We start from the raw sequence: 6,158 nt of genomic DNA, 5'->3' as shown, positions 1-6,158 counted from the left end.
CCTTTATATTAGAATAATTAAAATTTTTAAATTCCATAATGGATTTTTCTGTATTTCCGTTTCCTAAGCTTTCTAGGCTTGTTTTCACATAGTAATTATTATTTTCTTCATTATTTATTTTTACTGATACATATCCATATTCCTTTAAATATTCCTCTGTTTCTTTCTCTATTAATTCTCTTGTTGTATTTTCAGCATGAATACTTTCAAATAAATCCTTATCATTTGTTGTGTATTCCCCTGTTTTTTTATTAATCAATATATAAAATATATTGCTATAATTAGAAGGACCTATAAATCTTTCATTATCATATTTTATATCACTTATATCGGCAAGATTATTTGAATTTGTATAGATATATTTTGAAAGATCTTGACTTTCGTAATATATCATTCCCTTAATATATTTTTCCTTATTAAACAAGGCATCAAAGGTTCCTGCTCCAATTTCGACAAATTCATTATTTAGAGCCTGATAATATCCTATAAATACCGTTGGCAGTAAAAATAGAAAAATTAATATTTCTATTCCCCATATACCTGTTAAATAGTTTTTTATCTTACTTTTCAATTTTATATCCAACTCCCCAAACAACTTTTATATATTCTGGATCTTTTGTATTTATTTCTATTTTTTCTCTTATTCTTCTTATATGAACAGTTACTGTATTTTCGCTTCTATAAAAAGGCTCTTCCCATACCTTTTCATATATTTCTTTTATTGAGAATACCCTTCCTAAATTAGAAGCCAATAGTTTTAATATTTTAAATTCTGTTGCTGTAACTTTTATCTCTTCGCCTCTTAAATAAACAGTTTTTTCTTTATTATTTATTACAAGATCCCTAACTGTTATTATGTCTTTATTTTCCCCTTCTATTTCTAAAGGCTTCTCATATCTTCTAAGCTGTGATTTTACCCTTGCTACAAGCTCTAAATTATTAAATGGTTTTGCTATGTAATCATCTGCCCCAACATTTAACCCTAATATTTTGTCACTATCCTCTCCCTTGGCAGAAAGCATTATTATTGGTAAATTTCTTTTTTCTCTAATTTTTAGACAAGTTTGTATTCCATCCATTTTAGGCATCATAATATCTAAGATTATAAGATGCACTTTTTCTTTTTCCAATATTTCAAGAGCTTCTACACCATCTCCCGCCTTAAATACCTTTATTCCTTCTCCTCTTAAATATATTTCTATTGCATCCCTTATTTCTCTTTCATCGTCTACAACTAATACGTTAAACATATTATTCACCTCTTAAGTATATTATTTTATTAATATAGCATTCTATAAATATAATATCTTATATCATGTTAATTTTCTAAGGGCAATAATTACAATTTTATTAATTATCTAAGATTAAATTTATAATTTTTTATTAACATATTTTTATATTTGATATATAATGCTTTATGTACATCAACAAAGAAATAGAGGAATTGATATGTTAATGAAATTTAAGATTAATAAACATATGATTATGGATTTTATATTCATTACTTTTGGCTGTTTTATAGCCTCAACAGGTATAAATTTATTCCTTGTTAATGCAGAACTTTTAAGTGGTGGAATAACTGGTATAGCCCTTATTTTGCAATACTTGTTTAATATACCATCTGGTATTTCTATTTTTGTTATAAATATACCATTAATCTTCTTAAGTTATAAATTACTTAACAGAAGGTTTACTATTTATACAACTATCGGAATGACAGCTTCATCACTTTTTCTTGTATTTACAAATAATATACCAGACTTATTTAAAATAGAGGATTTATTGATTTACTGCATCTATGGCGGAGTTCTATGTGGATTAGGCTATGGATTAGTCTTTTCTAGAAATGGATCAACAGGCGGACTCGACATTGTATCAATGATTCTAAGAAAGAGAAATTCTAATTTAGAAATTGGAAAGTTAGGCTTTACATTTAATATTTTTATTATACTTCTAGCAGCAATTATATTTGACCCTTCAAAGGCCTTATATACCTTGATATTTATTTATATACAGTCTACAGTTTTAGATAAGGTTATTAACGGATTTAATAGTAAAAAACTTTTATTAATTCTAACTGATAAGGAAGAAGAAGTTATTAAATATGTTATAAAGGACATGAATAGGGGAGTTACTTCCTTAATTGCTGAGGGGGAATATACTCATAATCTTAAAAAAATGCTTTATGTAGCTGTAACATCTCCTCAAATGGTTCGTTTAAAGAGAAAAATATTAATGATAGATCCAAATGCCTTCATTACAATAATAGATGTTTCTGAAGTAAGTGGAAAAGGCTTTTACGGAATTTAAGTAATAATTCAGCTTGTCTGAATCATTACTTTTTTTATTGCTATAATAGAACCAAATATTACTCTTTTTTATAGCAGTCGCTTTTCTATGAAATTAATAAATTATTTATTATTACATAAAAAAAGACAAGATTTATCGCAGCTAATTAATCTTGTCTTTTTATAGTATTTCCTAGGAAATTTTTTAGATTTCTTTTTCCTATGCTTTTTTCTCAATTTCTTCAAAATATCTTTCTAAACCTAAAGAAATTCCTTTTACAATTAAATTTTGATGTTCTTCTGTTTGAAGCTTCCTTTCTTCTTCAGGATTTGATAAGAATCCACATTCTATAAGAATTGAAGCTCCATCATAATCATCTCTTAGTATTAAGTAATCATCTCCAGAAGGCTTTGATACCCTCTTGTTATTATCCTTTATTGTTTCTTTCAAGGCTTCTTGCACATGATTAGCTAGCAATTGACTCTTATCATTTGCTGAATACCAAACTTGTGCACCATAACATTTTGACTGAGGAAACATATTTTGATGAATTGAAATAAATACATGACAATTTGTTTCTTTTTTCATTTCCCTTCTTTTTTTAAGGTCTTCCCTCTTCTTTTCTCTAACTGTTTTTCCTTGAGAGTATAAACCTTCATCTGTCTCTCTTGTTAAATAAACCTTATAGCCTTCCTTTTCTAAAGCATCCCTTAATTTTAAGCTTATTTGAAGGTTTAAATCCTTTTCTAAGGGACCTGATTTAGTTGAAGCTCCTCCATCTATACCTCCATGACCTGGATCAATAAGTATTATTTTTCCTTCCTTTTCTAAAGCATTTATTTTCACTGGAAAAATACAAAATAAAAACAACAAAATTAATGATAATACTATCTTTAACTTTTTCATTAGCTTTCCTCCATGATAATAATATAGATAATCTAAAAATTATTATCTCCAGATGAAGCTAATTTATTTATTAAAATCTTCAAATTAAGTAAAATCTCTAATTACCTTAGATACAACCTTTATATCATTAAAATACTCTGGTTCTGAGGTAGATGCTATGGCGATTATCTTTCCAATGCCTGCTCTTTCTGCAGCCATTATTCCTGACTTAGCATCTTCAAAAACCAGGCAATCCTTTGTTTCAAGATTTATAATTTGAGCAGCTTTCAAATATATATCTGGATTAGGTTTACCTTTTATAGTTCCATCGTGTAAACTACCTTTTCAAGATCAAACCATCTATCCAAATTTAAATTTTCAAAGAAAAATTCTACTCTACCATGCACTCTTTCTTTAAACTCTTCATCACTGACATCTCTTCCTGTCATTTTTTTTAATATACATTCTCCATGCCTTTTCCTGCTTATCAGAATCAAAAAGCATAGTTCCATTAAAATCAAAAACTACACCCTTCATAATAACCTCCCATAAAATTACTGTACTTACTTTTATTATAGCATATAAATTCTAAAGACATTTTTTTATTAACTTCACTATAAGTTTTGAATTTCTTTTAATTAATTGTTAAATTATTAATATAATTTGTATAATATTTAACAAATTTTAAATTTTTATGAATTATTGATTATTAGTGCAGTAAACGTTATAATAATTATAGAGCCTGTCCTATTTAATTTTATTTTAAACTATAAATTATTAAGATTTTTATAATACGCTTATTTTTTTAACAATATTAGTTATATTTTTAACAATATTGCTTATTTAAATAAAATTTTATGTTGAGGTGAGAATTTATGAAAGGTTTTGCAATGTTAGGAATAGGAAAGGTTGGCTGGATTGAAAAGGAACGTCCTGTATGTGGTCCTTTAGATGCAATTGTTCGTCCTTTAGCCGTTTCTCCTTGTACTTCTGACATACACACAGTATGGGAAGGTGCTATAGGAGAGAGACATAATATGATACTAGGCCATGAAGCTGTAGGAGAAGTTGTAGAGGTAGGAAATTTAGTTAAAGACTTTAAAGCTGGAGATAGAGTTCTTATTGCAGCCATTACTCCTGATTGGTCTACTCTAGAAGCTCAAGCTGGTTATTCAATGCATTCAGGTGGAATGTTATCAGGATGGAAATTCTCTAATTTTAAAGACGGGGTTTTCGGTGAGTTCTTCCACGTAAATGATGCTGATGGAAACTTAGCCCACTTACCAGAAGGACTAGATTTAGAAAGTGCTGTTATGTTAGCAGATATGGTTCCTACAGGATTACATGGAGTAGAATTAGCAGATGTTCAATTTGGTGATACTGTATGTGTAATAGGTATCGGTCCCGTTGGACTAATGTCTGTTGCTGGAGCATCTATAAGAGGAGCTTCTGAAATATTTGCTGTTGGCTCTCGTCCAAATTGTGTAGAATTAGCTAAAGAATTTGGGGCTACAGCAATAATAAACTATAAAAATGGCGATATAGTTGAGCAAGTTATGAAATTAACTAACGGAAAAGGTGTAGATAGAGTTATTATAGCTGGTGGAGATGGAGAAACAACATTTGCACAAGCAATTAAAATGTTAAAACCTGGTGGGAGAATAGGTAATGTTAATTATCTAGGATCAGGAGATAATGTATTAATACCTAGAGCTGAATGGGGCTGTGGTATGGGACACAAAACTATTTCAGGTGGACTTATGCCTGGTGGAAGATTAAGAATGGAAAAACTTGCAGCCTTAGTTTTATCAAAAAGAATTACACCAGCTAAATTAATAACTCATAGATTTCATGGATTTGAGCATATAGAAGAAGCTTTATTGCTTATGAAAGATAAGCCAAAGGATTTAATTAAACCTATAGTAATAATTGAATAAAATAAAAAACCCGCAAACATAAAGTTTGTGGGTTTTTTGAGTTGCAAATACTATCTCTTTGAGAATTGTGGAGCTCTTCTTGCTTTCTTAAGACCGTATTTCTTTCTTTCCTTCATTCTTGGGTCTCTTGTAACGAATCCAGCTTTCTTTAATTCTGGCTTTAAGCTTTCATCTGATTTAATTAATGCTCTTGTTATTCCGTGTCTGATAGCTCCTGCTTGACCTGTGAATCCACCACCGTGAACATTAACTAAAACATCAAATTTGTCCTTAGTTCCTGTTAAAACTAATGGTTGGTTAACGATCATTCTTAATGTTTCTAAACCGAAATAGTTATCTATTTCTCTATTGTTTATAATAACTCTACCACTTCCTGGTACTAGTCTAACTCTTGCAACTGATTTTTTTCTTCTTCCAGTTCCCATGTATTGAACTTTTGACATTTCTATTCCTCCTCCCGAGCGTGTACTATTAGTACTTTAATTCAAGTACTTCTGGTTTTTGAGCTTGATGTCCGTGCTCAGCACCTCTATATACTTTTAATTTTTTAAGCATTTTTCTTCCTAATACGCCACTTGGAAGCATTCTTCTTACAGCTTCTTCGAAAGCGAATTCTGGCTTCTTAGCTAACACTTCTCTATATGGAGTTTCTTTTAATCCACCTGGATATAGACTGTGTTTTCTCATCATTTTTTGATCTAACTTATTTCCAGTTAAAACAACTTTTTCTGCATTGATTACTATAACGAAATCTCCGCAATCAACATTTGGTGTAAATGTTGGCTTATTTTTTCCTCTTAAAATTGAAGCAACTTGGCTAGCAACTCTTCCTAGTGGCTTACCAGCAGCATCAACTACATACCATTTTCTTTCAACTTCTTGCGCTTTAGCAATGTATGATTTCATTGTTTTCCCTCCCTGAACTTACATTTGTGCTCTACTTTTCTTTAAGTACTGCTTTTATGTCAAGACCCGGGGCTAGTGGATCTTATATACATAAATTATTCTAACAAACATACATTATTATAATACACGCTTACGGGTGTG

7 protein-coding genes and 1 pseudogene are annotated in these 6,158 nt (G+C 29.7%); 2 read left to right on the top strand and 6 right to left on the bottom strand.

Going from position 1 to position 6,158, the window contains the following annotated elements; translation table 11 throughout:
- A pseudogene (locus KQI16_RS10325) lies at positions 1–571 on the bottom strand (sensor histidine kinase); the annotation flags it as partial.
- Entirely contained in the window at positions 561–1,250 is a 690-nt protein-coding gene (locus KQI16_RS10320) for a response regulator transcription factor (RefSeq protein ID WP_216434172.1), read from the bottom strand. The gene KQI16_RS10320 and the pseudogene KQI16_RS10325, both read right to left, overlap by 11 nt.
- A 199-nt stretch (positions 1,251–1,449) precedes the next feature.
- Here KQI16_RS10320 and KQI16_RS10315 point away from each other — a divergent pair, with 199 nt between their 5' ends.
- Positions 1,450–2,310 carry a YitT family protein gene (locus KQI16_RS10315; RefSeq protein WP_216434170.1) on the top strand — a complete coding sequence of 287 codons (861 nt, stop codon included), beginning with the start codon at positions 1,450–1,452 and terminating at the stop codon, positions 2,308–2,310.
- A gap of 198 nt (positions 2,311–2,508) precedes the next feature.
- Here the strand turns inward: KQI16_RS10315 and cwlD are convergent, their stop codons facing one another.
- Both cwlD and KQI16_RS10305 read right to left on the bottom strand, forming a co-directional pair.
- Positions 2,509–3,195, bottom strand: a complete 687-nt coding sequence (cwlD, locus tag KQI16_RS10310; protein WP_216434168.1) for an N-acetylmuramoyl-L-alanine amidase CwlD — start codon at positions 3,193–3,195, stop codon at positions 2,509–2,511.
- Between the two features lie 84 nt (positions 3,196–3,279).
- A complete protein-coding gene (locus KQI16_RS10305) occupies positions 3,280–3,495 on the bottom strand; it encodes an HAD family hydrolase (protein ID WP_330654210.1) in 216 nt (71 codons plus the stop codon).
- A 554-nt stretch (positions 3,496–4,049) separates the two neighbouring features.
- Between KQI16_RS10305 and KQI16_RS10300 the strand changes: the two genes are divergently transcribed.
- Positions 4,050–5,111: an NAD(P)-dependent alcohol dehydrogenase gene (locus tag KQI16_RS10300; protein ID WP_216434164.1), complete on the top strand. Its 1,062-nt coding sequence runs from the start codon at positions 4,050–4,052 to the stop codon at positions 5,109–5,111.
- 50 nt (positions 5,112–5,161) lie between these two features.
- Here the strand turns inward: KQI16_RS10300 and rpsI are convergent, their stop codons facing one another.
- Together rpsI and rplM are read right to left on the bottom strand one after the other, a co-directional pair.
- Positions 5,162–5,554 carry a 30S ribosomal protein S9 gene (gene rpsI / locus KQI16_RS10295; RefSeq protein ID WP_216434162.1) on the bottom strand — a complete coding sequence of 131 codons (393 nt, stop codon included), beginning with the start codon at positions 5,552–5,554 and terminating at the stop codon, positions 5,162–5,164.
- A 28-nt stretch (positions 5,555–5,582) separates the two neighbouring features.
- Positions 5,583–6,017 (bottom strand): 50S ribosomal protein L13, encoded by a 435-nt coding sequence (gene rplM / locus KQI16_RS10290; protein WP_216434159.1) that lies wholly within the window; start codon positions 6,015–6,017, stop codon positions 5,583–5,585.
- Between the last annotated feature and the right edge of the window lie 141 nt (positions 6,018–6,158).

This window comes from Caproiciproducens sp. MSJ-32, assembly GCF_018918055.1.
GTDB lineage: Bacteria > Bacillota > Clostridia > Clostridiales > Clostridiaceae > Clostridium.
This window is presented reverse-complemented; position numbering and strand designations above follow the sequence as displayed.